22 protein-coding genes are annotated in these 23,002 nt (G+C 67.2%); 11 read left to right on the top strand and 11 right to left on the bottom strand.

Annotated features, from left to right (window positions below; translation table 11 throughout):
• Positions 1–9 precede the first annotated feature (9 nt).
• From ABD927_RS12040 to ABD927_RS12055, 4 genes are all read right to left on the bottom strand, one after another.
• Complete coding sequence (locus ABD927_RS12040; RefSeq protein WP_345249666.1) at positions 10–972, bottom strand: tripartite tricarboxylate transporter substrate binding protein; 963 nt, start codon at positions 970–972, stop codon at positions 10–12.
• A 38-nt stretch (positions 973–1,010) separates the two neighbouring features.
• Positions 1,011–2,471, bottom strand: a complete 1,461-nt coding sequence (locus tag ABD927_RS12045) for an NAD-dependent succinate-semialdehyde dehydrogenase (protein WP_345249668.1) — start codon at positions 2,469–2,471, stop codon at positions 1,011–1,013.
• 57 nt (positions 2,472–2,528) lie between these two features.
• Entirely contained in the window at positions 2,529–4,121 is a 1,593-nt protein-coding gene (locus ABD927_RS12050) for a sulfatase family protein (protein ID WP_345249845.1), read from the bottom strand.
• A 70-nt stretch (positions 4,122–4,191) separates the two neighbouring features.
• Positions 4,192–5,064 (bottom strand): hypothetical protein, encoded by an 873-nt coding sequence (locus ABD927_RS12055; protein ID WP_345249670.1) that lies wholly within the window; start codon positions 5,062–5,064, stop codon positions 4,192–4,194.
• 116 nt (positions 5,065–5,180) lie between these two features.
• Here ABD927_RS12055 and ABD927_RS12060 point away from each other — a divergent pair, with 116 nt between their 5' ends.
• Positions 5,181–6,086 carry a LysR family transcriptional regulator gene (locus ABD927_RS12060; RefSeq protein WP_345249672.1) on the top strand — a complete coding sequence of 302 codons (906 nt, stop codon included), beginning with the start codon at positions 5,181–5,183 and terminating at the stop codon, positions 6,084–6,086.
• 6 nt (positions 6,087–6,092) lie between these two features.
• Here ABD927_RS12060 and ABD927_RS12065 read toward each other — a convergent pair whose 3' ends face one another.
• From ABD927_RS12065 to ABD927_RS12080, 4 genes are all read right to left on the bottom strand, one after another.
• Positions 6,093–7,106 carry a Bug family tripartite tricarboxylate transporter substrate binding protein gene (locus tag ABD927_RS12065; protein ID WP_345249674.1) on the bottom strand — a complete coding sequence of 338 codons (1,014 nt, stop codon included), beginning with the start codon at positions 7,104–7,106 and terminating at the stop codon, positions 6,093–6,095.
• A gap of 149 nt (positions 7,107–7,255) precedes the next feature.
• Complete coding sequence (locus tag ABD927_RS12070; RefSeq protein WP_345249676.1) at positions 7,256–8,434, bottom strand: NADH:flavin oxidoreductase/NADH oxidase; 1,179 nt, start codon at positions 8,432–8,434, stop codon at positions 7,256–7,258.
• 53 nt (positions 8,435–8,487) lie between these two features.
• The gene (locus tag ABD927_RS12075; protein ID WP_345249678.1) at positions 8,488–9,363 is read right to left on the bottom strand and encodes a tripartite tricarboxylate transporter substrate binding protein; all 876 of its coding nucleotides are present in this window, start codon (positions 9,361–9,363) and stop codon (positions 8,488–8,490) included.
• Between the two features lie 256 nt (positions 9,364–9,619).
• A complete protein-coding gene (locus tag ABD927_RS12080; RefSeq protein ID WP_345249847.1) occupies positions 9,620–10,180 on the bottom strand; it encodes an IclR family transcriptional regulator domain-containing protein in 561 nt (186 codons plus the stop codon).
• Here ABD927_RS12080 and ABD927_RS12085 point away from each other — a divergent pair.
• The 6 genes from ABD927_RS12085 to ABD927_RS12110 are packed head-to-tail and all read left to right on the top strand — an operon-like array spanning position 10,172 to position 14,397.
• Entirely contained in the window at positions 10,172–10,855 is a 684-nt protein-coding gene (locus tag ABD927_RS12085; RefSeq protein WP_345249849.1) for an RraA family protein, read from the top strand. The two genes, ABD927_RS12080 and ABD927_RS12085, sit on opposite strands and share 9 nt — an antisense overlap.
• A gap of 13 nt (positions 10,856–10,868) precedes the next feature.
• The gene (gene hpaH, locus ABD927_RS12090; RefSeq protein WP_345249680.1) at positions 10,869–11,705 is read left to right on the top strand and encodes a 2-oxo-hept-4-ene-1,7-dioate hydratase; all 837 of its coding nucleotides are present in this window, start codon (positions 10,869–10,871) and stop codon (positions 11,703–11,705) included.
• A complete protein-coding gene (locus ABD927_RS12095) occupies positions 11,702–12,571 on the top strand; it encodes an amidohydrolase family protein (protein ID WP_345249682.1) in 870 nt (289 codons plus the stop codon). Before hpaH ends, ABD927_RS12095 begins: the two co-directional genes overlap by 4 nt.
• Positions 12,572–12,597: 26 nt before the next feature.
• Positions 12,598–12,981 (top strand): RidA family protein, encoded by a 384-nt coding sequence (locus ABD927_RS12100; protein WP_345249684.1) that lies wholly within the window; start codon positions 12,598–12,600, stop codon positions 12,979–12,981.
• 13 nt (positions 12,982–12,994) lie between these two features.
• Positions 12,995–13,777 carry an HpcH/HpaI aldolase family protein gene (locus ABD927_RS12105; RefSeq protein ID WP_345249686.1) on the top strand — a complete coding sequence of 261 codons (783 nt, stop codon included), beginning with the start codon at positions 12,995–12,997 and terminating at the stop codon, positions 13,775–13,777.
• Between the two features lie 29 nt (positions 13,778–13,806).
• Positions 13,807–14,397, top strand: a complete 591-nt coding sequence (locus ABD927_RS12110) for a hypothetical protein (RefSeq protein ID WP_345249688.1) — start codon at positions 13,807–13,809, stop codon at positions 14,395–14,397.
• A 31-nt stretch (positions 14,398–14,428) separates the two neighbouring features.
• On the opposite strand, the gene gyrB is transcribed toward ABD927_RS12110, so the two are convergent.
• The 3 genes from gyrB to dnaA all read right to left on the bottom strand — a co-directional run bounded on the left by gyrB (position 14,429) and on the right by dnaA (position 19,897).
• The gene (gene gyrB / locus ABD927_RS12115) at positions 14,429–16,825 is read right to left on the bottom strand and encodes a DNA topoisomerase (ATP-hydrolyzing) subunit B (protein ID WP_425570247.1); all 2,397 of its coding nucleotides are present in this window, start codon (positions 16,823–16,825) and stop codon (positions 14,429–14,431) included.
• A gap of 199 nt (positions 16,826–17,024) precedes the next feature.
• Positions 17,025–18,131, bottom strand: a complete 1,107-nt coding sequence (gene dnaN / locus ABD927_RS12120) for a DNA polymerase III subunit beta (protein WP_345249692.1) — start codon at positions 18,129–18,131, stop codon at positions 17,025–17,027.
• A gap of 239 nt (positions 18,132–18,370) precedes the next feature.
• A complete protein-coding gene (dnaA, locus tag ABD927_RS12125; protein ID WP_345249694.1) occupies positions 18,371–19,897 on the bottom strand; it encodes a chromosomal replication initiator protein DnaA in 1,527 nt (508 codons plus the stop codon).
• Positions 19,898–20,245: 348 nt separating this feature from the next.
• On the opposite strand from dnaA, the gene rpmH reads away from it, so the two are divergent.
• The 4 genes from rpmH (at position 20,246) to yidC (ending at position 22,949) form a co-directional block, all read left to right on the top strand.
• On the top strand, positions 20,246–20,380 hold the full coding sequence (gene rpmH / locus ABD927_RS12130; protein WP_008650850.1) for a 50S ribosomal protein L34: 135 nt from the start codon (positions 20,246–20,248) through the stop codon (positions 20,378–20,380).
• A gap of 130 nt (positions 20,381–20,510) precedes the next feature.
• Positions 20,511–20,867, top strand: coding sequence for a ribonuclease P protein component (locus ABD927_RS12135; protein WP_345249697.1), 357 nt, complete (start codon positions 20,511–20,513; stop codon positions 20,865–20,867).
• 25 nt (positions 20,868–20,892) lie between these two features.
• Positions 20,893–21,204, top strand: coding sequence for a membrane protein insertion efficiency factor YidD (yidD, locus tag ABD927_RS12140; RefSeq protein ID WP_345249699.1), 312 nt, complete (start codon positions 20,893–20,895; stop codon positions 21,202–21,204).
• A gap of 65 nt (positions 21,205–21,269) precedes the next feature.
• A complete protein-coding gene (yidC, locus tag ABD927_RS12145; protein WP_345249701.1) occupies positions 21,270–22,949 on the top strand; it encodes a membrane protein insertase YidC in 1,680 nt (559 codons plus the stop codon).
• The last annotated feature ends 53 nt before the right edge of the window (positions 22,950–23,002 follow it).

The raw sequence follows: 23,002 nt of genomic DNA on the forward strand, positions 1-23,002 counted from the left end.
CGGCCCGGCCTATTGGCTATTGGACGAGGGGATGAGCAGATTGGCCTCGCGCAATACCAGCCGATTGCGCGCCGCGTCGGCCAGGACCATGCTCTTGAAGTCGGCGCCCGGGGAATAGGCCCACGACACGCCGATCGTCTTGAGCGCGCTCTTGTACCGCGGCGCCTGCGTCGCCTGCGCGCAAGCGTTCTCCAACACCTGGCGCGCCGCCGGCGCCACGCCCCGGGGAGCGATGATCCCGCCCAGGATGGAACGCCTGACCGGGTAGCCGAGTTCCCCGAGCGTCGGCGTTTCCGGCGACGTGGCGATGCGCTCCTGCGCCGCCACGCCCAGGCGCCGCAGGTTGTGGCTGGACGCCACCGCGCTGGTTCCGAAATACACCTCTACCTGTTTGCCGAGCAGCGCGGTAACGGCGGGCGCCTCGCCCTGGTAGGGAATGTGGGCCATTTCGATGCCGGCCTTGCCGACGAAATCGAGCGCGGCCAGGTGCGGCAGCGAGCCGGGTCCGACCGTCGCGTAGTTGAGCTTGCCCGGATGGGCCTTGGCATAGTCCACCAGGGCCTTGGCCGTATGGAAGGGCGAGTCGGGCGCGACCAGCAGGTACACGGGTTCGTCGAAGGTGCGGCAGACGTAGTCGAACGAATCCAGGCTGTAGGGCACTTCGCGCATCTGCGGCAGCGTCGTCAGCGCCGCCACCGCGACGAAGCCGGCGCTGTAGCCGTTCTTCGGCGCCGCGGCCACGGCCGCCACGCCGATGGCGCCGCCGGCGCCGCCCCTGTTCTGGACCACCACCGTCTGCCGCAGCTGCTCGGACATGGCCTGGGCCAGCGCGCGGCCGGCCAGGTCGGTCAGGCCGGCGGGCGGGAAATTCACGATCAGGTTCACCGGCTGGTCGGGAAAACCCGGCGCCGCGGCGGATATGGCCGCATGGCCCAGCAAGGCCAGGGCCAGAAGGGGAATCATCGGCTTCATGTCTCGTCTCCGTCGATATTGTTGTTCGCGCCGCCGCGTCAGGCCAGATGCGCGATGAATTTGGTGGCCAGATAGGCGTCCAGCCCTTCCGTGCCGCCTTCGGAACCGTAGCCGCTTTCCCGCACGCCCCCAAACGGCGCCTCGGCCAGCGATACGGCGAACGTGTTGATGCCCAGCAGGCCCACCTGCAGCCCGTCGGACACCTCGCGAGCCGTGCGCGCCGACTCGGTGAACGCATAGGCCGCGAGGCCGTAGGGCAGGCGGTTGGCGCGCGACACGGCCTCCTCGACGCTGTCGAACGCCACCACCGGCGCCACCGGGCCGAACGTTTCCTCGGTCATCATCCGCGCCGTGTCGGCCAGCCCCGTGACCAGCGTAGGCGCGAAGAAGTAGCCGCGCTCGCCGATGCGGCCGCCGCCCGTCACCAGCGTTCCGCCCTGCCGCACCGCGTCGTCCACGAAGCCTGCCATCGCATGCAGCCGGCGCTCGTTGGCCAGCGGGCCCATGGTGGACTCCGGTTGGAGGCCGCTACCCACGACGGCGCGCCGCGCGGCCTGCGCGAAGCGCTCGACGAAGCGGTCGTGCGCCCCCCGCTGCACGAAGAAGCGCGAGGCCGCGATGCAGACCTGGCCGGCGTTGCGCAGGCGCGAGGCCGCGCAGGCCTGGGCGGCAAGGTCGATGTCGCTGTCGTCGAACACCAGCACGGGCGCGTGGCCGCCGAGTTCCATGGTGCAGCGCTTGGCGCCGTGGCGGGCCGCCAGCGAGGCCAGGTGCATGCCTACCTGCGTGGACCCGGTGAAGGTGATCTTGCGGATCGCCGGGGCGCGGATCAGGAACTCCGACACCTCGGCGGGCACGCCGAAGACCACGTTCAGCACGCCGGCCGGCAGCCCGGCATCGACGCAGGCCCGCGCCAGCTCGATCGCCGTGCCCGGCGTTTCTTCGGCGGGCTTGATCACGCAAGTGCACCCGGCCGCCAGCGCGCCCGCGATCTTGCGCGCCGGCGTGAGGGCCGGGAAATTCCATGGCGTGAACGCGGCGACCGGGCCGACGGGATCGCGCTGGACGAGGTGGCGCACATTGGCCTGGCGCGGCGGAATCAGCCGGCCGTACAGGCGCCGGGCCTCTTCCGCATACCACTCGAAGATCTCGGCCGCCGCGATGACCTCGCCGCGGGCCTCCGGCAAGGGCTTGCCTTGCTCCAGGGTCATCACATGCGCAATGCGTTCGCTGCGGTCCCGGATCAACCGGGACGCCTCCATCAGGATGCGCCGGCGGTCGATGGCCGCGGTGCGGGCCCAGCCGGGAAAGGCGGCCGCGGCGGCATCGGCGGCGGCTGCCAGGTCCGCTTCGGCGGCAAGCGGCAGTTCGCCCAGCACCTGTTCCGTCGCGGGGTCGAGCACGGCAGCGGCCGAATGGCCGGTGCCGCGGGTCCATTCACCGGCGATCAACATCGCCAGTTCGCGGAATCGGGTACGTGCCTGGTTCAAGGCGGTCATGGGTTGTCTCCGGTGTTGGCAGGGCAGGGGCATGCCGACGGTTCGCGCGTGGATGGGTCAGGCACGTGCCGTCGGCAGCGGGCTGTCGTCGGCCAGCTCCTGCATTTCCTGGACGAGCTGGAACAGCAACCGTTGCTTGGCCGCGGCGCACCCGGGGTCGTCCCACAGGTTCACCATTTCCAGCGGATCCTCTTGCAAGTCGTACAGTTCGCCCCATTGCACGCCGCGGTAGACGGTGATGCGCCAGCGGCCGGTAACGAGCGTGCGCATCCGGACGGGGCGATCGAAGCCGAGGAAGACCCGCTGGTTGTCCTCCTCGACGACGATCCCCTGGCGGATCGCGTCGGCCCGGCCTTCGACCAGGGGCAGCAGGCTGCGGCCCTGCATGCCATGGTTGGGCCGCAGGCCGGCGCGCGCCAGAATCGTGGCGCCGATATCCACCGTGCCCGCCAGCGCATCGGAGGCGACGTTGCGCTGCGCGCCCCGCGGGTCGGCCCAGATGAAGGGCACCCGGATGAGGCCGTCGTAGTGGATGGGGCCCTTGAACATGAGCTGGTGGTCGCCCATGTAGTCGCCGTGGTCGCTGGTGAAGATGACCACGGTGTCGTCTTCCAGGCCCAGGCGCCGCAGCGTGGCCAGGATTTCCCCCACGGCGTCGTCGATCATGGCGATGGACCCGTAGGTCAGCGCGATGGCTTCGCGCACGTCCTTTTCGCTCACGGCCTGGAGCATCCAGGACTCGCGGTCGGAACGCCCCGCGTCGCGCTCGGCCAGCAGATGGGCCAGCGCGGGCGTGGGCTTGCCGCGGCAGGCCTCGAACGCGGCCGGCAGCGGGATGCCCGCGGGGTCGTACATGTCCCAATAGCGCCCGGGCGGCGTGAATGGATGGTGCGGATCGTTGAACGAACAATGCAGCAGGAACGGCCGGTCCGCGCCGCCGGCGCGGTGGCGCTCGAGGAAGCCGATCGCCTGTTCCTTGATGTAGGTAGTGGAGTACAGCTCCTCCGGCACAGCCGTGCGCCAGGCCTGCAGGGCGGTAATGCCCTGCCGCGGCAGCGCATTGTCCGGGCCGACCAGCCGGTCCGCCCCCGGGTGGCGCTGCTCGCGCCAGCGCCCGTAGTGCCCGTGCGCCCCGTCGGCGTGGGACATCGTGAGGTATACCTCGCGGAAACCGTAGTACGGCAGCTGCAGGTCGTGGCCGGGATCTTCCTGCCAGCGATTGATGCGCTCCTGGTCGTAGTCGCCGTCATCGGCCTTGTGCCAGGCGTCGCCCAGCTCTTCTGGCGGCGGCGTGCCGGCTTCCCCCGGCGGGCGCAGTATGGGGCCCTCGCCCAACATGGGCTGCAGGTGGATCTTCCCGCTCGATACGGTGTGGTAGCCGGCCGCCGCCAGCAGTTCGACGAAGGTCGTGGCCTGCAGCGAGAGCGGGATGCCATTGGAGCGCACCCGATGCACCGACGGCATCCGGCCGGTCATCAGCGTGGCCCGGTTCGGCATGCACGCCGGGTTCGATACATAGAAGCGGTTGGCGCGCCATCCCCGTTGCGCCAGGGAGTCGATGTGGGGCGTGCGGACGATCGGATTGCCGTAGCAGCCGAGGTGATCCGCGCGGTGCTGGTCGGTGATGATGAGGAGGAAATTGGTGGCCATGGATTCGTGATCGGTGGTGTCGGTAGTGGTCGGCTTCCAGGGTGCGACGGCGCACGGGTGCATTGGCCTCTCAGGCAGGTGCCGGCCTGGAAGGCGTGCCGTCGAACGCGGCATGCAGGGCCAGCCCTAGGGGAATCATCTTGGGGATCGTCACGGTGGCAAGGCTGCGCAGAACGGATTGCATGGGCGCATCCACCTCCGGGGGAATCGCCGTGCCGACGGGCAGCGGCTCGGCGGCGGCGGTCCGCGCTGCCGTCCGCACGGTGTACGAAAGCGCCGCGGCCAATTCGCCGCGCGCCGCCAGGCCGGTCAACGCCGGCTCGATGGCGCCGGCCAGCGCCGGCCAGACGGCAAGGTGCCGATACAGCCCGGCGACGATGGAAGGCTCGCCGTCTTCGGCCAGGCGGTTCAGGCGCAGGATTCTTTCCCTGTCCTTGCCGCCCAGCCGGTCCCAATCCGGCATGGCGGGCAAGGGGATTTCCGGCCCGGCCGGCTCGCAGGCCGGATCCTCGCAAGCCGGGGCCGGCGCAGGGTTCGCCGCCTCGCCCGCCGCTGACAAGCCAAGCAGATGCGTCAAGGCCAGCAGATTGCGGCTGTTGTTGAGGTTGTACGCCCGGGCCAGCCGCGCGGCGGCCGCCGCGTGGGGCCGCGCCGCCAGATCGGCCGGAAAACAGGCGGCCCAGGGCATGACCGCCTGCCGGACCTGCGCGCGGAGCACTGCCGCCTGCCTGTCCAGCGCGCCGGACGCGAAGTGAGGCTTGAGATGGGCCCAGGCCCATTGCAGCGCCCCGGGCACCGTGGCCAGATGGCGGTAGACCAGATTGACCAGGCCGACGCCCAGCGTCCGCCTGATGTCGCCATACAGCTCGGCGACCGGGCCGGTGGCCTGGCTTTCCGGGATTTCGCCGATTCCCGCAGGCGGGGAAAGGAATGGATGCGGCATGGAGGCGGTCTCGTATCGATGCGAGGGCATCTTAGGAGGCCGCTTTCCAGCTGAAAACCATAGAATAGCGTTCGAATCGATCTAGAAAACAGATGGCCGGGCCACCGGTCGCGCTCATGGACAGTCGACAGCTTCGCTACTTCGTCAAGGTCGTAGAAACCGGCAACCTGACCCGCGCCGCCGCCGCGCTGCACGTGGCGCAGTCGGCGGTCAGCATGCACATGCGGCATCTCGAAAACGATCTGGGGGTACAGCTGCTGGTGCGCAGCCGGGCAGGCGTGGTGCCCACGGAGCAGGGCCGGCTGCTGTTCGAGCACGCGCGAACCATCCTGCGCCAGTTCGCGCAGGCCCGGCAGGAGGTGGTTTCACTGGGCAGAGAGCCGCACGGCGAAGTGGCGCTGGGCATTCCGGCCCCGGTGGGCCCGGTTCTCGTGCGCCCTCTGCTCGATCACCTGCGCGCGCAGGCGCCCAAGGTGGTTCCCCACATCGTCGAGGCCATGAGCGGCTATCTGCTGGAATGGCTGCACAGCGGCCGGCTCGACGCGGCCATCCTGTTCGACGTGCAGCCGCTGTCGGGGCTGCGGCGCACCGTGCTCGGGGTCGAGAACATGTACCTGGTCGGCCAGGCGGCCGCCTTCGGCGAAGGGCAGGTGGTTCCGATGGCCGAGCTGCCCTCGTACCCCTTGATCATTCCAGGCCGGATGCATGGCATGAACATGCTGATCCGCAAGGCAGTCAACCAGCAGGGCATTTCCCCGGACATCCGCGTGGAGGTCGACTCCGTGGCCGAGATACTGAGCCTGGTGAAAGCCGGATATGGCTATACCATCCTGGCGCCCATGGGCTTCTACCGCGAGCTGCAGGAAGGGGGCATCAGCGTGGCCCGCGTGCAGGATCCGCCCATCCAGCGCACCTTGATAAGCGCCACCGCGGAGGCACGGCCGCTGTCTCAGGCGACCGAAGTCCTCCTGGATGGCGCGCACGCCATCCTGAAGGCATTCACGCGGCGGCAGTCGGCGTAGCGTGGATCAGTAATCCAGCTTGATGCCGGCGGCGCGCACGGTGGCGCCCCACTTGTCGACTTCTTCCTTGGTGTACCTGGCGAAGTCTTCCGGGCTCTTGCCGACGGCTTCGATGCCGTCCTTGGCAAACCGTTCCTGGATTTCCGGATCCTTCAGGACGGCCGCCAGTTCGGTGTTGAGCTTGTCGATGATCGGCTTGGGCGTGCCGGCCGGCGCGTACACGGCGTGCCAGGCCTGGGCGTCGAAGCCGGGATAGCCCGATTCGGCCACGGTGGGCACGTCGGCCAGCAGCGGCGTACGCTTCGGGCCGGTCACGGCCAGCGCGCGCAGCTGGCCGGCGCGTACCAGCGGGGTGGAGGCCGCGATGTCGCCGAAGGTCAGCGAGATGTTGCCGGCCAGCGTGTCGGACAGCGCCGGGCCCGCGCCCTTGTAGGGCACGTGGGTCATCTTGATGCCGACCGTGCGCATGAACAGCTCGCCCGCGAGCTGGCCCGAGCTGCCGGTGCCGGCCGAGCCGAACGTGAAGCTGTCGGGCTTGGCCTTGGATTGGTCGATCAGGTCCTTCAAGGACTTCACCGGCACCTTGGGATTGGCCACGATCACGTAGGGATAGGCCGTCAGCTGGATGACCGGCGCGAAATCGCGGATCGGGTCGTACGGCATCTTGTTGAACAGCGACGGGTTGATGGCGTTCGGGCCGGTCTGGCCCAGCAGCAGCGTGTAGCCGTCGGGGGCGGCCTTGGCCACCGCGTCGGTGCCGACGATGCCGCCCGCGCTGCCGCGGTTGTCGATCACGAAAGGCTGGCCAAGGCGGGCTTGCAGCTTGGCGAACACCAGGCGCGCGATCACGTCGGCGCCGCCGCCGGGGGCGAACGGGACGATCACGCGGACCGGACGGCTGGGGTAGTTGGCGGCCGACTTGCTATCGGCTGCCGCGGCGGACGTGGCCGCGGCGGCCAGCCACAGCGCGCACAGGCCGGCGCCGGCCGAACGCAGGGCGCGGGATTGCAGAACAGACATGGATATCTCCTGGGACTTCTTACAAATGTTCCGTGCGCCGGACGGAGTCCGGCGTTTCGCGCCCAGCAGTATAATACGGTATTACGGTATGACTGTTTGACATACTCGATCGTCCAGGCCCCGCCCCCCGAGGCATGGATCGCCAGGCTTCAAAGATATCCGGATACCCCGGAAGGAATGGGAGCGCCGGGCTGGTTCTTGGGCATGCGCGTCTGTTCCTCCCGCGCCTGCAGCCGCGGGACGAATTCGGCCGGGAAGAGCCGGAGATAGTCTTCGACGCCCAGTTCGCGCGCCGCATGGACCGGCCAATCGGAATGGAACATCAGTTCGCGGGCCATCCCGATGAGGTCCACGTCGCCCTGTCGCAGCAGGTCTTCCGCCTGGCGGGCGCCGGTGATGAATCCGGGGGCCATCGTGGGAAGCCCGGTCGCCTGCTTGATCCGCCGGGCGTAAGGCACATGATAGGACGGCACGCGCGGCACTTCCGGCATGGTCGAGTCCCCTGACAGTCCGCCCGAAGAACAATCGATCAGATCGACGCCCCGCGTCTTCAAGGCCTTCGCGAGCTCGATGGAATCATCCAGCGACCACAGACCGCCCTTGCCGTCGAGCACCGAGATACGGAAGAACAGCGGCTTGTCCGCCGGCCAAACGGCCCGCACCGCCTCGCTGATCTCCAGCGCGAAGCGCATGCGGCCGTTCAGGCTGCCGCCATAGGCGTCCTTGCGGCGATTCACCAAGGGCGACAGGAATTGCTGGATCAGATAACCGTGCGCGCCATGGATCTCGACGATTTCGAACCCCGCGCGCAAAGAGCGGACGGCGGCGTCGGCGAAGGCCTGGACCACCGCCTGTATTTCCTTGAGTTCCATGGCCCGCGGGACCGGACTGCCCTTGCGCAGCTGTACGGCGCTGGAAGAAATCGGCTCCCAGGGCTGCCAGCCCAGTTCGGCGTCCTTCTCGGTCAGCGGCTTGCGGCCGTCCAGCGGGCCGCGTTCCGACGCGCGCCCGCCGGAGTGGCCGAGCTGCATGGCCGGGACCGCGCCGAGGCTGCGCACCAGGTCCGCGATGCGCTTGTAGGCGGGGATCTGCCCGTCGTCGAACAGCGCCGCGCATAGCGGCGTCTTGCGCCCGCGGGCCTCTACGGCGGTTTCCTCGTAGAACACGATGCCGGCACCGCCCACGGCATACCGCCCCATATGAACGAAATGCCAGTCCGTGGGAGAGCCGCCCACGGACTGATACTGGCACATGGGCGACACGACGATCGGATTGCGAGCCGTGACGCCCTTCAACCGGACGGGATCGAATAGCTTCGCATTGCTCATGATGGCGGCGCCTCGCGATGTTCAGTTCATGGGGTCTCGAGCTGCCATGATACTCAGGCATCGAGGTTCAGCTGCCGGTCGCGCACCAGATTCTTCATTTTCTCGAAACCGGCCTCGACCTCGGCCTGGGCCTGTTCGCCCGCCCGGAAGTCGGGCTCGTTGCCGGCGGCGCGGAATTTCTCGCGCACCGTCTTCTCTTTCATCGCGGCTTCTAGCGCGCGGCGCAGCTTGTCGACGACCGCCCGGGGCGTCGCGATCGGAGCGAAGATGCCGCCCCAGTTGTCGAATTCGAAGCCCGGCAGCCCGGCTTGCGCCGACGTGGGGAACTCCGGGGCGAAATCCGACCGCTTGTCGGAGGCGACGGCCAGGACGGTGAGGCTGTTGCTGGAGCTCTTCCAGCTCGGCAGCGTCGCGAAGTAGAGGTCGAGCCGATTGCCGATGATATCGGTGACGACCGGCCCCGTGCCCTTGTAAGGCACGTGCAGCAGGCTGATCCCGGCAAGCGACGAAAACAGCTCGCCGGCGATGTGATTGATCGAGCCCACGCCGGTGGACCCATACGTGACGCGTCCCGGATTCCGCTTGGCGTAATCGATGAGTTCGCGCAGCGTCTTGAACCGGCCGTCCTTCTTGGCGATCACTACCAGCGGAACCGAGTAGAGCAGGGCGACCGGCTTGAACGCCTTGAGCGGATCGACCTGCGCCAGCATCGAAGGACGCTGCGGCAGAATCGTGATGGGCCCGGCCGTGCCGAACAGCAGGGTATAGCCATCGGCCCGGGATTGCGCGGCCTCTGCCATGCCGATGATGCCGCCGGCGCCGGGGCGGTTGTCGACGACGAAGGACTGGCCGAGCTTGGCGCTCAGCGCGTCGGCCGCCACGCGGGCGGCGATATCGACCGCGCCGCCCGCCTGGATCGCGACGATCACACTGACCGGCCTGGACGGATAGTTCGCATCCTGCGCAAGCGCGGACCTGGCCGGCAAGGTACCGAGAGCGAGTGGCGCGAGGACACTGGCCCGTAGAAGTGCTCTCCTCTGCATGCTGTCTCCTTCCTCCCGCTCGGGCGGGCTTGTGTGCGATGAGACGCCATGCTACGAGCAGGCCGATCAGGCAACAACGAGTTTGGGAAGGTCGGTTCCACGATGTAGACAGCGGCGACACGCAGCCGCATGGGAGGCATATTCAGCGCGAAGCGGCTTCGTGGCTGATGAGATCCGCCATCTTGACTGCGCATCCGCGCAGGACGTCGACGATGGAATTGACGCGCTGCTGGGGGATGCGCCGGGTAATGGCGGTCACCGTCAGCGTCGCGCAGGCCGGCCCCTTGCGCGACCGGATGGGAATCGACAGCGCCCTCGTGCCGTGCACCAGTCCACGCTCCAGGAATGCGTACTCGCAGGCCCGGGCCCGTTCGACCTTCTCCATGATCTCGTCGATGGTCACCTTGGTATCGTCGAACCGGCCGCCGTTCTGCCGGACGATCTGCAACGCTTCCCGCTTGGTCAGCGTCGAAAGAATCGCGATGCTCGACGACGAGACGCCGATCGGCCTTCGCACGCCGATGCCCATGGACCGCACCTGGATCGGATAGCTGCCCAGGCGCCGCGCGACGCAGACGGTTTCGAGCCCGCTGCGCACGGTCAGCGATACGGTATCGCCGATCTCGTCGGCGGCCTCGTCGAGCAACAGGCTACCCAAGCTTCGGCGGGCGTAGACGGCGCGGTCGTCGAACGACTGCGGCAATGCAGCACCGCGACGGTCTGCGGAATTCTGTACAAGGCCGGCCTGCGCAACGTGCTGATGAAGAACGTGCGGCCGCTCGGCCGCTACGGCCGGCCGATGGTGGGGCCGGCCTACACGCTGCGCTTCATCCCCGCGCGGGAAGACCTGGAAGCGCCCGCCTGGCGCTCCGGCGAGATCCATCGCGAGGCGTTCGAAGCCACGCCCGCGCGGCACGTGCTCGTGATGGACTGCCGGTCGGACGCGAGCGCGGCGTGCTGCGGCGATATCATGGTGTCGCGCCTGATGGTCCGGGGCGGCGCCGGGCTGGTGTCCGACGGCGGTATCCGCGACAGCGCGGCGATCGGCGCGATGGCCATGCCGGTCTTCGTCCAGGCCCCGAGCCCGCCGGTGAGCCGCGTCGCGCATTGCGCGCTCGAACACGGGCGCCCCATCGCCTGCGGCGGCGTCGCGGTCATTCCCGGCGACATCGTCATGGGCGACGCCGACGGCGTGATCGTGATCCCCGCATCGGCCGCCGCGCAGGTGGCCGACGAAGCCTTGAAGAAAGACGCGCAGGACGCCTTCGTCGCCCGGCGCATCCTGGACGGCGCCCCCCTCAAGGGCAACTTCCCGCCCGACGCCGAGACGCTGCGGGCGTTCGAGGCCTACCTGGCCGCCCAGGCCAAACCCCACTGAAGGACGACCGACCTTGGCGCTCCCGCAAGAACAAATCCGGCAACTGGCACGGCGCATCGCGCAGGCGGACGAAGCGCGCGAAATCCTGCGGCCCCTCACGATCACCAATCCCGGCATCACGCTCGAAGACGGCTATGCCGTGCAATCCGCTTGGGCGGACATCAAGATCGCGCAGGGCGCGGCGATCGTCGGCCACAAGATCGGACTCACCTCGAAGGCGATGCAATCGCAGTCGGTGGTCAACGAACCCGACTACGGCGTGATCCTCGACGACACGGTGTACGAGAACGGCAGCTCGATCCCGCTCGGCGCCTTCCATGCCCCGCGCGTCGAGATCGAACTGGCGTTCGTGCTCAAGAGCGATCTCAAAGGCCCCCGGTGCACCCTGTTCGACGTGCTGCGCGCGACCGAATACATCTGTCCGGCGATCGAGATCCTCAACTCGCGGCTGGAGAAGATCGACTCGGTCACCGGGCAGAAGCGGACCATCGTCGACAGCATCTGCGCCAACGCCGGCTATGGCGGCCTGGTCATGGGCGGCCGTCCGTTCCTGCCGACCGACGACATCGATCCGGCCTGGATCGGCGGCGCCTGCCTGCGCAATGGCGAGATCGAAGAAACCGGGCTGTCCGCCGGCGTGCTCGGGCACCCCGCCAACGCGATCGCGTGGCTGAGCAACAAGATGGCCGCGCATGGCGCGACGCTCAAGGCGGGCGAGATCCTGCTGAGCGGCTCGTTCATCCGTCCGGTGCCGGCCCGGCCCGGCGACACCTTTCAGGCCGACTTCGGCCGCCATGGATCGGTCAATTGCCACTTCTCGACGAATCCAGCCAAGGAAGCGCAAGCATGAGCACCGCGAAAGCCCGATACCTGCCGTTCGATCCGAATCCGCGCGCGCCCAGCGAGGCGCCGCCGCGCAACAGTTGCGACTGCCAGTTCCACATCAGCGGCCACGGCTACAAGAAGCGCGAAGGCGCGACCTACAGCTCGGAGGGCGCGACCTTCGAGGCGGCGCGGCGCATGCACGAGAAGCTCGGCATCGACCGGGGCGTCATCGTGCAGTCCACCGTCTACGCGACCGACCATACGATCGTGCTGGACGCGCTCAGGCAGCTCGGGCCGAACTACCGCGCGATCGGCGTCATCGACGATACGCTCAGCGACGGCGATCTCGACAGGCTCAAGGCCGCGGGCGTGTGCGGCATCCGGTTCACCTTCCGCGAGCAGCTCAACCTGGTGCCGAGCTGGGACCTGTTCGAGCGTTCGGCCGCCCGCTGCAAGGAGATCGGCTGGATCCTCAAGATCAATGCGCCGTGGGACGGCTTCAACCCCGAACTCGTCGCCCGGATCAGGAAGCTGAAGGACCAGACCGTCGAGATCGACCACATGGGCCGCGTGCGCGGACTGCAGGACCCGAACCTGCCGATCGTTTGCGATCTGCTGAAAGAGGGAAACGTCTGGCTGATGATATCGAACGGCCACCGCTATTCGACCTATCCGCATTTCAACGAAGCGGTCGATGTTGCCAAGGCCTTCATCGAGGCCAATCCCGACCGCCTCGTCTGGGGCACGGACTGGCCGCATCCGCTCCATGCGGATTTCATGCCCAACGACGCCGACCTGCTCGAACTGCTCTACCGCTACAGCGACGACCCGGCCATCCGCAAGAAGATCCTGGTCGACAATCCGGCCAGGCTGTTCGGTTTTCCTGCATGACGCATTCGAGAGGAGACAGCCCCGTCATGAGACGCAGCATCGAGGTCGACGAATTCAAGCACGGCAATCCGGTTCCGGCCGCGTCGCGCATCGGCAACATGGTCATGTCCGGCGTCATCAGCGCCAAGGACGCCCGCACCGGGCACATTCCCGACTCGGTCGAGGATCAGTGCAAGGCGATGTTCGTGAACCTGAAGGCGATCATGGCGGCCGCCGGCGTCAGGCCCGAGCATGTCCTGAAGATGAACGTCTGGCTCAAGGATCTTTCCGACCGCAAGGCGCTCAACGAAGAGTGGCGGGCATTGTTCCCCGACCCTGCATCCCGTCCGGCGCGGCATGCGCACATGCTGGTCGGCAAGGAAGGCAAGTCGGTCGTGGTGTGCGACTTCACCGCCGTGATCCAGGACTGAGCGAGGGGCGCCCATGGAAAATCCGCTCAGGGCGCGCGCCCGGGCCGACAGGCTGATCGGCTACTGGCTGACCACCGCCAGCCCGATGGTGACCGAGATCGCCGCGGGCGCCGGCTTCGACTGGCTGCTGGTCGACATGGAACATGCGCCCAACGACCTGGGCGACATCGTTCACCACCTGCGCGCCGCGGCGGCCGGCGGGAATGCGGAGCCGGTCGTGCGCATGCCCGTGAACGACGCCGTCATGGTCAAGCGGCTGCTCGATGCCGGCGCCCGCTCCTTGATGTTCCCAAACGTGCAGAACGCCGACGAGGCGCGCGCGGCGGTGGCCGCCACGCGCTATCCCCCCGATGGCATCCGCGGCTTTTCGACCGTCTCCCGGGCGACCCGCTTCGGCCGCCTGAAGGACTACGCGCCGCGCGCGTGCGAGACGATCTACGTCATCGTCCAGGTCGAAACGTCGCAGGCCATCGACAACGCGGCTGAAATCGCGGCGGTCGAAGGCGTGGATTGCGTCTTCGTGGGGCCCAACGACCTGGCGGCCAACATGGGCCATCTCGGCAAGGCGAGCGCGCCCGAAGTGCAGCGGAAGATCCTCGACGCGCTGGCGGCCATCCGTTCGAAAGGCAAGCGGGCGGGATTGCTGGACTACAACGTCGACAGCGCGCGCAAGATGTTCGACGCGGGCTTCGGGCTGATCGCCGTGGGCGGGGACAGCGGATCGATCGCGCGCGCCATGGATGATCTGGTCGCGCGCTTCCGTCAGGGCAGCCAGGGCAATGTGAATCTGGGATAGGATAAGCCCCTTTCCCACAGGCCCTCCCCATGAAAGCCCTCATCCTGTCCTGCGCGCTGGCCGCGGCGCTCAGCGGCTGCGCGACGCCGATTCCCCTCGATACGATATCGACCGGCGCCGCGCCGGCAGCCACTTCGGACCGGACCGCCTCGATCCGGACGAAAACCGTGGCGAGCCGGGCGCAGCAGACGTCCAAGACGAATTATTTCCTGATCGGCGGCACGGTCGCGCCGATATCCGCCCAGATCGACCCCGAACTCAGCTTCACCGAAGCCGACCAGGAAAATTGCGCCGCCGCGCTGCGCGCCGAACTGGAACGCCTCAGGGTATTCAAGTCCATCGGACCCGATACCGGGCAAGGCTCCGATATCTCGATCCGCCTGGAATTCCTCGGCACTTATTACCGGAACGTCAACCAGGAATACTGGCTCGACGTGCTGCTCAGCCTGAGCGGCGGCCAACAGGACTTCAGCCGTCGCTACCGCGTCAATTCGAACGAAGGCGAATCGCTGTGGAAGAAGCTGAACACCAATGCCTATGAAGGCAAGGCGAGCGCCGTGCGCAAGCTCATGGAACAGGTCATCCCCGACGTCCAGGCCTACGTGGCCCGCCAGGACTGAACGCCGGCAGGCGCGCCGCCGCGCGCCATGTTCAAACGTCGATATTGCCCGCCATCAAGGCATGCGTCTCGATGAACGCCCTGCGCGGCTCCACGTGGTCGCCCATCAGCGTGGTGAAGATCTCGTCGGCCGAGATGGCATCCTCGATCTGCACCTTCATCAGGCGCCGCACCGTCGGGTCCATCGTGGTTTCCCACAGCTGCTCGGGGTTCATTTCGCCCAGCCCCTTGTAGCGCTGCTTGGACACCGAGCGCTCGGCTTCCGCCCGCAGCCACTGCATGGCGTCGCGGAATTCGCCCACCGGTGCCTCGCGCTGGCGGTCGCCTTCGCCGCGCACGATCTTGCCGCCTTCGCCGATCAGCCCCTGGAAGGTCTTGGCCGAGTTGCGCAGCACGGCGTAGTCGGAACCGGTAACGAAGGCGGCGTCGATCACGCTGACGCGGATGTTGCCGTGGTGGTTGCGGTGCACTTCGATGTAGCGCTTTTCGGTGGCTTCGTCGTACTTGGCGAACACCTTCACCGCGCCCGGCAGTTGCGGGTCTTCCAGCACGGCCATCAGGCGCTGCGCCGACGCCTCGGCGGCGGCCTCGTCGCCCAGGTCGATCTCCAGCCCCTGCACGATGGCCGATAGCGAGCGCTCGTCGATCTGCTTCGACAGCCGCGCGATCACGGCGTCGGCCAGGTTGTACAGGCGCGCCAGTTCGGCCAACGCGTCGCCGACGATGGGCTCCTCGGTGGCATTGCGGTAGAGCTTGGCGTCTTTCAGCGCCAGCTGCAGCATGAAGGCCGTTTCTTCCGCGTCGTCTTTCAGGTAGCGTTCGTCGCGGCCCACCTTCACCTTGTACAGCGGCGGTTGCGCGATGTAGATGTGGCCTCGCTCAACCAGTTGCGGCATCTGGCGATAGAAGAAAGTGAGCAACAGCGTACGGATATGTGCGCCGTCTACGTCCGCATCGGTCATGATGATGATGCGGTGGTAGCGCAGCTTGTCGATGTTGAAGTCCGTGGGGCCGATGCTGGTGCCCAGCGCGGTGATCAGCGTGGCGATCTGTTCGCTGCTGATCAGCTTGTCGAAGCGGGCCTTTTCCACGTTCAGCACCTTGCCGCGCAGCGGCAGGATGGCCTGGAACTTGCGGTCGCGGCCCTGCTTGGCGGAACCGCCGGCGGAGTCGCCCTCGACGATGTAGATTTCCGACAGCGCCGGGTCTTTCTCCTGGCAGTCGGCCAGCTTGCCGGGCAGGCCGGCGCCTTCCAGCACGCCCTTGCGGCGCGTCATCTCGCGCGCCTTGCGGGCGGCCTCGCGGGCGCGGGCGGCTTCGACGATCTTGGCGCACAGGGCCTTGGCGTCGTTCGGGCGTTCCTGCAGCCAGGTGTCGAGGCTGCGCGCCACGGCGTCTTCCACCGCCGGCCGCACTTCGCTCGACACGAGTTTGTCTTTGGTCTGGCTGCTGAACTTGGGCTCGGGCACCTTGACCGACAGCACGCAGGTCAGCCCTTCGCGCATGTCGTCGCCGGTGGTTTCGACCTTGGCCTTCTTGGCCAGCTCGTTCTCGTCGATGTACTTGTTCAGCACCCGCGTCATCGCCGCGCGCAGCCCGGTCAGGTGGGTGCCGCCGTCGCGCTGCGGGATGTTGTTGGTGAAGCACAGCACGTTTTCGGTGTAGCTGTCGTTCCACTGCATCGCCACTTCCACGCCCACCGGCACGCCGCCGGCGCTGGATTCGGTGGCGACCGCGAACACGTTGGGATGCAGCACCGTCTTGGAGCGGTTGATGTAGTCGACGAAGCCCTTGACGCCGCCGCTGAAGGCGAAGTCTTCTTCCTTGCCCTGGCGCTGGTCGACCAGCTTGATCTTCACGCCATTGTTCAGGAACGACAGCTCGCGCAGCCGCTTGGACAGGATCTCGTAGTGGAACTCGACCTGGTGGAAGATCGCGGCATCGGCCAGGAAGTGGACCTCGGTGCCGCGCTTGTCGGTATCGCCGACCACCTTCAGCGGCTCCACGCGCTCGCCGCGGCGGAACTCCATGAAGTGGACCTTGCCGTTGCGGCGGATCGTCAGCCGCAGCCATTCCGACAGCGCGTTGACGCAAGACACGCCCACGCCGTGCAGGCCGCCCGAAACCTTGTACGAGTTCTGGTCGAACTTGCCGCCGGCGTGCAGCTCGGTCATGACGATTTCGGCGGCGCTGCGCTGGAACTCGTCATCCTTGTGGACGTCGGTGGGAATGCCGCGGCCGTTATCGGTGACCGAGATGGAGTTGTCGGTATGGATGGTGACGACGATTTCGTCGCAGTGGCCGGCCAGCGCTTCGTCGATCGCGTTGTCGACCACCTCGAACACCATGTGGTGCAGCCCGGTGCCGTCGGAGGTGTCGCCGATGTACATCCCGGGACGCTTGCGGACGGCTTCGAGGCCCTTGAGCATCTTGATGGAATCGGCGCCGTAGGCGTCGGAGGCGCCGGGCGCGTGGGCGTCGATCGCCGCCGGGACGTTGCCCTGGGCCACGTAGCCGGGGTCGTTCGAGGTGTTCTGTTCGGTCATAAGTTATGCAAGCCATCCACCCCGCCGGCATGCAGCGCGCCGACGGGCAAAAACGGAAACGATGGAGAACCGGCCGCGCGGATCAGATCCGCATGGGCATCACGACATACTTGAAATCCGCGTTGTCGGGCAGCGTGATCAGGGCCGACGAATTGGCGTCGCCCACGCTCCACTGCACGGTCTCGGTCTTCAGGTTGCCCAGCACGTCGAGCAGGTAGCTGACGTTGAAGCCGATGTCGAGCGGCTCGAAGGCGAAATCGATCTCGAGTTCTTCCTGGGCTTCCTCCTGCTCCGCATTGCTGGAGGAAATCTTCAACACGTGATCGGCCATCTGCATCCTCACCCCCTTGAACTTGTCGGTGGTCAGGATGGCGGCGCGCTGCAGGCTGCGCTGCAGCGCCTCGCGGGCGATCGTGAAATGCTTGGTGTAGCCGCTGGGGATCACGCGCTGGTAGTCGGGGAACTTGCCCTCCACCAGCTTGGAGATCAGCTCGACCTCGCCGAAGCGGAAACGGATCTGGTTGGCGGCCACGTCGATCTGCAGCGGGTCTTCCACGTCGTCCAGCAGGCGCAGCAGTTCCAGCACGGTCTTGCGCGGGATGATGACTTCCTGGCGCGGCGTCTCGGCTTCCAGCGTGGTGGCGCAGTAGGCCAGGCGGTGGCCGTCGGTGGCCACGCAGCGCACGTCGTGGCCGTCCAGCACCAGCAGCATCCCGTTCAGGTAGTAGCGGATGTCCTGCTGGGCCATCGCGAAGTGGACCATGTTCAACAGGTGCCGGAACGACTTCTGGCTCAGCGTGAGCGAGGCGTTCCAGGCGGCCGGCTGCGCCACCGTGGGGAACTCCTCGGCCGCCAGCGTCTGCAGCGCGAAGCGGCTCTTGCCGGACTGGACCGACAGCTTCTTGTTGGCCAGCGCCAGCGCAACGTCGCCGGTATCGGGCAGGGCGCGGAGGATATCGAGCAGCTTGCGGGCCGCCACCGTGGTGGATTCAGACGCATCACCCACGCCGAAATCCGCATGGGTGGTGATCTGAACCTCGATGTCAGTGGATACGAACGCCACCTTGCTGCCTTCCTTGCGCAACAGGATGTTGGCGAGGATGGGAAGCGTGTGCCGCCGCTCCACGATGCCCGAGACGGTCGCGAGCGGTTTGAGCAGCGCGTCGCGCGAGGCTTTAACCAGTTGCATATCCAATCCTTCTTTGGGTTGGTAGTTGATAGGAGCCTGTGGATAACTGGGGCTTCAACAAAAAGTCATTATAAATCAACAAGTTGTCACATTCTAGAAAATGGGAGAACTTGCCTTGAGCATAGGGGGCAAAGATGAACAACTTTCGGGCCGGGACGCCGGCACGACGTTTTCCGGCAGATGCTCAAGCGATGTTCACAGGTATCGCACAGCCAGGGGCGGTATCTCTCGGCGCGGGGTCATCCTTTCAGGGTTTGTTCGAGGACGTGCAGCGAATGGTTCAGCTCGGCCTGCTTGGAGCGGGATTCCGAGATCTTGCGCACGGCGTGCAGCACGGTGGTGTGGTCGCGGCCGCCGAACAGCTCGCCGATCTCGGGCAGGCTCTTCTGGGTCAGCTCCTTGGCCAGGTACATCGCGATCTGGCGCGGCAGCGCGATATTGGCCGGGCGCCGCTTGGAATACATGTCGGCGACCTTGATCTTGTAGAAGTCGGCCACGGTTTTCTGGATGTTCTCGACCGTGATCTGGCCGTTGGAAACCGACAGCAGGTCTTTCAGCGCGTCCTTGCAGACGTCGACGGCGATCGGCCGGCCGTGGAACTTGGCGTAGGCCAGCACCTTGCGCAGCGCGCCTTCCAGCTCGCGCACGTTGCTGCGCAGGTGCTTGGCGATGAAGAAGGCGACTTCCTCGGGCAGGTGGACGTCTTCGGTTTCGGCTTTCTTCAGCAGGATCGCTACCCGCATTTCCAGCTCGGGCGGCTCGATCGCGCAGGTGAGCCCGGAGTCGAAACGCGAGATCAGGCGGTCTTCGATGCCGGACAGTTCCTTCGGGTAGGTGTCGCTGGTGATGATGATCTGCTTGCGCAGCGCCACCAGGGCCTCGAACGCGTAGAAGAACTCTTCCTGCGTGCGATTCTTGCCGGAGAAGAACTGGATGTCGTCGATCAGCAGCAGGTCGAGCGAATGGTAGTAGCGCTTGAATTCGTCGAAGGCCTTGCGCTGGTAGGCCTTGACCACGTCGGACACGAATTGCTCGGCGTGGATGTAGCGCACCCGGGCGTTGTCCTTGGCGGCCACCATCGCGTTGCCGATGGCGTGGATCAGGTGGGTCTTGCCCAGGCCGACGCCGCCGTACAGGAACAGCGGGTTGTACGAGGTGCCGGGGTTCTCGGCCACCTGCAGCGCGGCGGCGCGCGCCAGCTGGTTGGCCTTGCCGGTGACGAAATTGTCGAATATCAGGTCGACGTTCAGGCGCGAACGCTCGTAGATGCCGGTGGCTTCGTTCAGGTCGGACTTGGGCGCCGGGCGGGCGGCCGGGGCGGGGCGCTGGGGCGCGGGCGCGCCGTGGCCGTTGGACGCGTGGACGCCGTTGCCGCCATGGCCGGGGCCATAGCCGTAGGCATGGCCATCGGGGCCCCGGCCGGCCGGGAAATCGGCAAGCGGCGCCTGGGGCGCCGGCGCGGCGCCGTGGCCCAGCCCATTGCTTGACTGCGCGGGGGCCGGACGCGGCGGCGCCATGCGCGGCGCGTCCAGCTCGAACTTGACCTGCACCGGGCGGTGGAACCACTGGGTGGCCAGCGACTCGATCCGTCCCGAAAAATTGCTGCGGACCCAGTCCAGCTTGAACCTGTTGGGCGCCGCCACCCGCAGCACCGCGAGCGACTCATCGAACGCCAGCGGCACCAGTGGACGAATCCAGGCGCTGTACTGCTGCGGTGTGAGTTCCTGCTCGAGAGTGCGGGCGCAGGTCTGCCAGAAATCTTCCATGAATCTCGCTATGGGATCGGTGCGCCCGGCACGGGAAGCCGGGAGCGATGGGATCTTGTTGGCCGATCCGAAACCTCCGATTCTACCCCGGCGGCGGGGAGTTATCCACAGGGGACGATCCGGCCATTTGCCAAGCTCGCGGCTAAATGATTGACAACATTGGGTAAATTTGATGGAATGGCGGGCTTTCCGAAATTATCCCCCCCTACGCGCTGCGCGCGCCCCCCAGGGGGCGATGCGGGCAGACCGGCGAGCCGGATCCGCCGCATCCTGGATCGAGCGGCGCAGATTCCAAAGGCGGCGCAAGTTTATACGGGGGGATGATGCGCACCACTATGGATACCTGACATGAAACGGACCTACCAGCCTTCCGTCACCCGACGCAAGCGCACCCACGGCTTTCGCGTGCGCATGAAAACCCGCGGCGGTCGCGCCGTGATCAATGCCCGCCGCGCCAAGGGCCGCAAGCGCCTGGCCATCTGAGCCATTGCGCCGGGCAGCCAAGGTCCCCCCCCTACGCGCTTGCGCGCGCCCCCCAGGGGGCGGCACTGGCGGACCGGCGGAGCCGGATCCGCTGTGCCCTGGGTGGGCTGGCGCGCGAGGGCGTGGGAACTTGGCATTTCCGCGGACGGCGCGGTTGCTGGATGCGGCGGAATTCGCGCCCGCGCTCAAGGGGCGGCGGCTGGCCAGGGGGGCGCTGTTCGTTCTCAGCATGGCCCCCGGCGGCACCGAAGCGCGGCTCGGCATGGTGGTCGGCAAGCGCCAGGCGCCGCTGGCGGTCAGCCGCAACGCGATCCGCCGGGTACTGCGCGAAGCGTTCCGGCTGCAGCGTGCGGGGCTACCGGCCGGCGCCTACGTCGTCCGCCTGCATACCCGGATCGACAGCATGTCGCTGACGGCACTGAAACGGGCCGTCCGGCAGGAAATCGACGCCCACCTGGTGCGCGCCGCCCGGCCGCGCGGCCACTGAGCGCCGCATCCGCAAGGGAACCGCGATGCAAGCACCGGTACGTCCTTCCCTGTTCCCCCGGCCGCCGTCATGGCCGCAGCGGCTGCTGATCCTGCCGATCCGGTTCTACCGATACTTCCTCAGCCCCTGGGTGGGCCAGGCCTGCCGCTTCACGCCCACCTGCTCGGCCTACGCGATCGAGGCCATCGAACGGCACGGCGCGTTGCGCGGCGGCTACCTCGGCCTGCGGCGCATCTGCCGCTGCCACCCCTTCGCCCCGGGCGGCATCGACCCGGTGCCGCCGGCGCCCGGCGACCGCGCCGCGAACGGGGCGCCACCGGCCCCCGAGGGCCGGTGAAATTGTCAGCCCAAGACGGCTAAACTAGCGGACTTTGCCGCGACGACGACTGGAACTTTCCGTCCATGGACATGCAACGAACCATCCTCTGGATGATTTTCTCGCTTTCCCTCCTGTTCCTATGGGATGGCTGGCAAAAATACAATGGCCATCCGTCGCTGTTCGGCACCACGCCGGTCAAGACGGCCACCACCGACGCCAAGCCGGCGCCGGCGGCCGACGGCAGCGTGCCGGCCGGCACCGCCGCGCCCGCGGCAACGGCGGCCAGCCCCGCGGCCGTGCCCGGCGGCGCGGCGCAGGCGGCGGCCGCGCAGGCCGAACAGATCGTCATCACCACCGATGTGCTGCGCCTGACCTTCGATACCGAAGGCGCGCAGATCGTCAAGGCCGAACTGCTCAAGCACGCCGACAGCCAGGACCACACCCGTCCCACCGTGCTGCTCGACCATTCGCCCCAGCGCACCTACCTGGCCCAGAGCGGCGTGGTCGGCGCCCCGGCCGGCGCGGCCTTCCCCACCCACCGCACGCCGTTCCGCATCACCACCAACGCGCGCGAACTCACCGGCGACGCGATCGACGTCTCGTTCGAGGCCGAAAGCGGCGGCATCCGCCTGATCAAGACCTTCACGCTGCGCCGCGGCCGCTACGACATCGACGTGCGCCACGACCTGTCGAACGTCAGCGACCAGCCCCTGTCGCCCTCGCTGTACCTGCAACTCACGCGCGACGGCAGCAGCCCCCCGGGCGAGAGCCGCTTCTACCATACGTTTACCGGCCCGGCGATCTACACCACGCAGAACAAGTTCCAGAAGGTGTCGTTCTCCGACATCGAAAAGAACAAGGCCAGCTTCAACAAGCAATCCACCGACGGCTGGCTGGCGATGATCCAGCACTACTTCGCCGTGGCGTGGGTGCCCCCCGAAGGCGTGTCGCGCAACTACGACATGACCAAGGTGGGCGACAATCTGTTCGCGGTCCGCGCGGTCGAGCCGGTCGGCACGCTGGCGCCGGGCACCGGCAATAGCGTCGAGGCGCGGCTGTGGATCGGCCCGCAGGACCAGGCCGCGATGGCTGCCGTGGCGCAGGGGCTGGACCTGGTGGTCGACTACGGCTGGCTCACCATCATCGCCAAGCCGGTGTTCCTGCTGATGACCTGGCTGCACGGGCTGCTGGGCAACTGGGGCTGGACCATCGTCGCGCTGACGGTGCTGATCAAGGCCGCCTTCTTCCCGCTGTCGGCCGCGGGCTACCGGTCGATGGCACGCATGAAGCGCGTCACGCCGCGCATGAACGCGCTGCGCGAGAAATTCGCCGACGATCGCCAGAAGCTGAACGTGGCGATGATGGAGCTGTACCGCACCGAGAAGATCAACCCGATCGGTGGCTGCCTGCCGATGATCGTGCAGATCCCGGTGTTCATCTCGCTGTACTGGGTGCTGCTGGCCAGCGTGGAAATGCGCAGCGCGCCGTGGATTCTGTGGATCCACGACCTGGCTTCGCCCGATCCGTGGTTCATCCTGCCGGCGATCATGATGGGGACGATGTTCCTGCAGATGAAGCTGAACCCGACGCCGCCGGACCCTACGCAGGCCAAGGTGATGATGATCATGCCGCTGGTGTTCGGCGGGATGATGTTCTTCTTCCCGGCGGGGCTGGTGCTGTACTGGATCGTGAACAATACCTTGTCGATCGCGCAGCAGTGGTATGTGGCGCGCAGTGCGGCGCAGCCGGTGGCGGCGAAGTAGCGGCGGTCGGCGTTATCGTTCAGCCGGAGGTTCGGCGCGCGGGGCCGTCCGCT

The organism is Pigmentiphaga soli, assembly GCF_039541095.1.
GTDB lineage: Bacteria > Pseudomonadota > Gammaproteobacteria > Burkholderiales > Burkholderiaceae_B > Pigmentiphaga > Pigmentiphaga soli.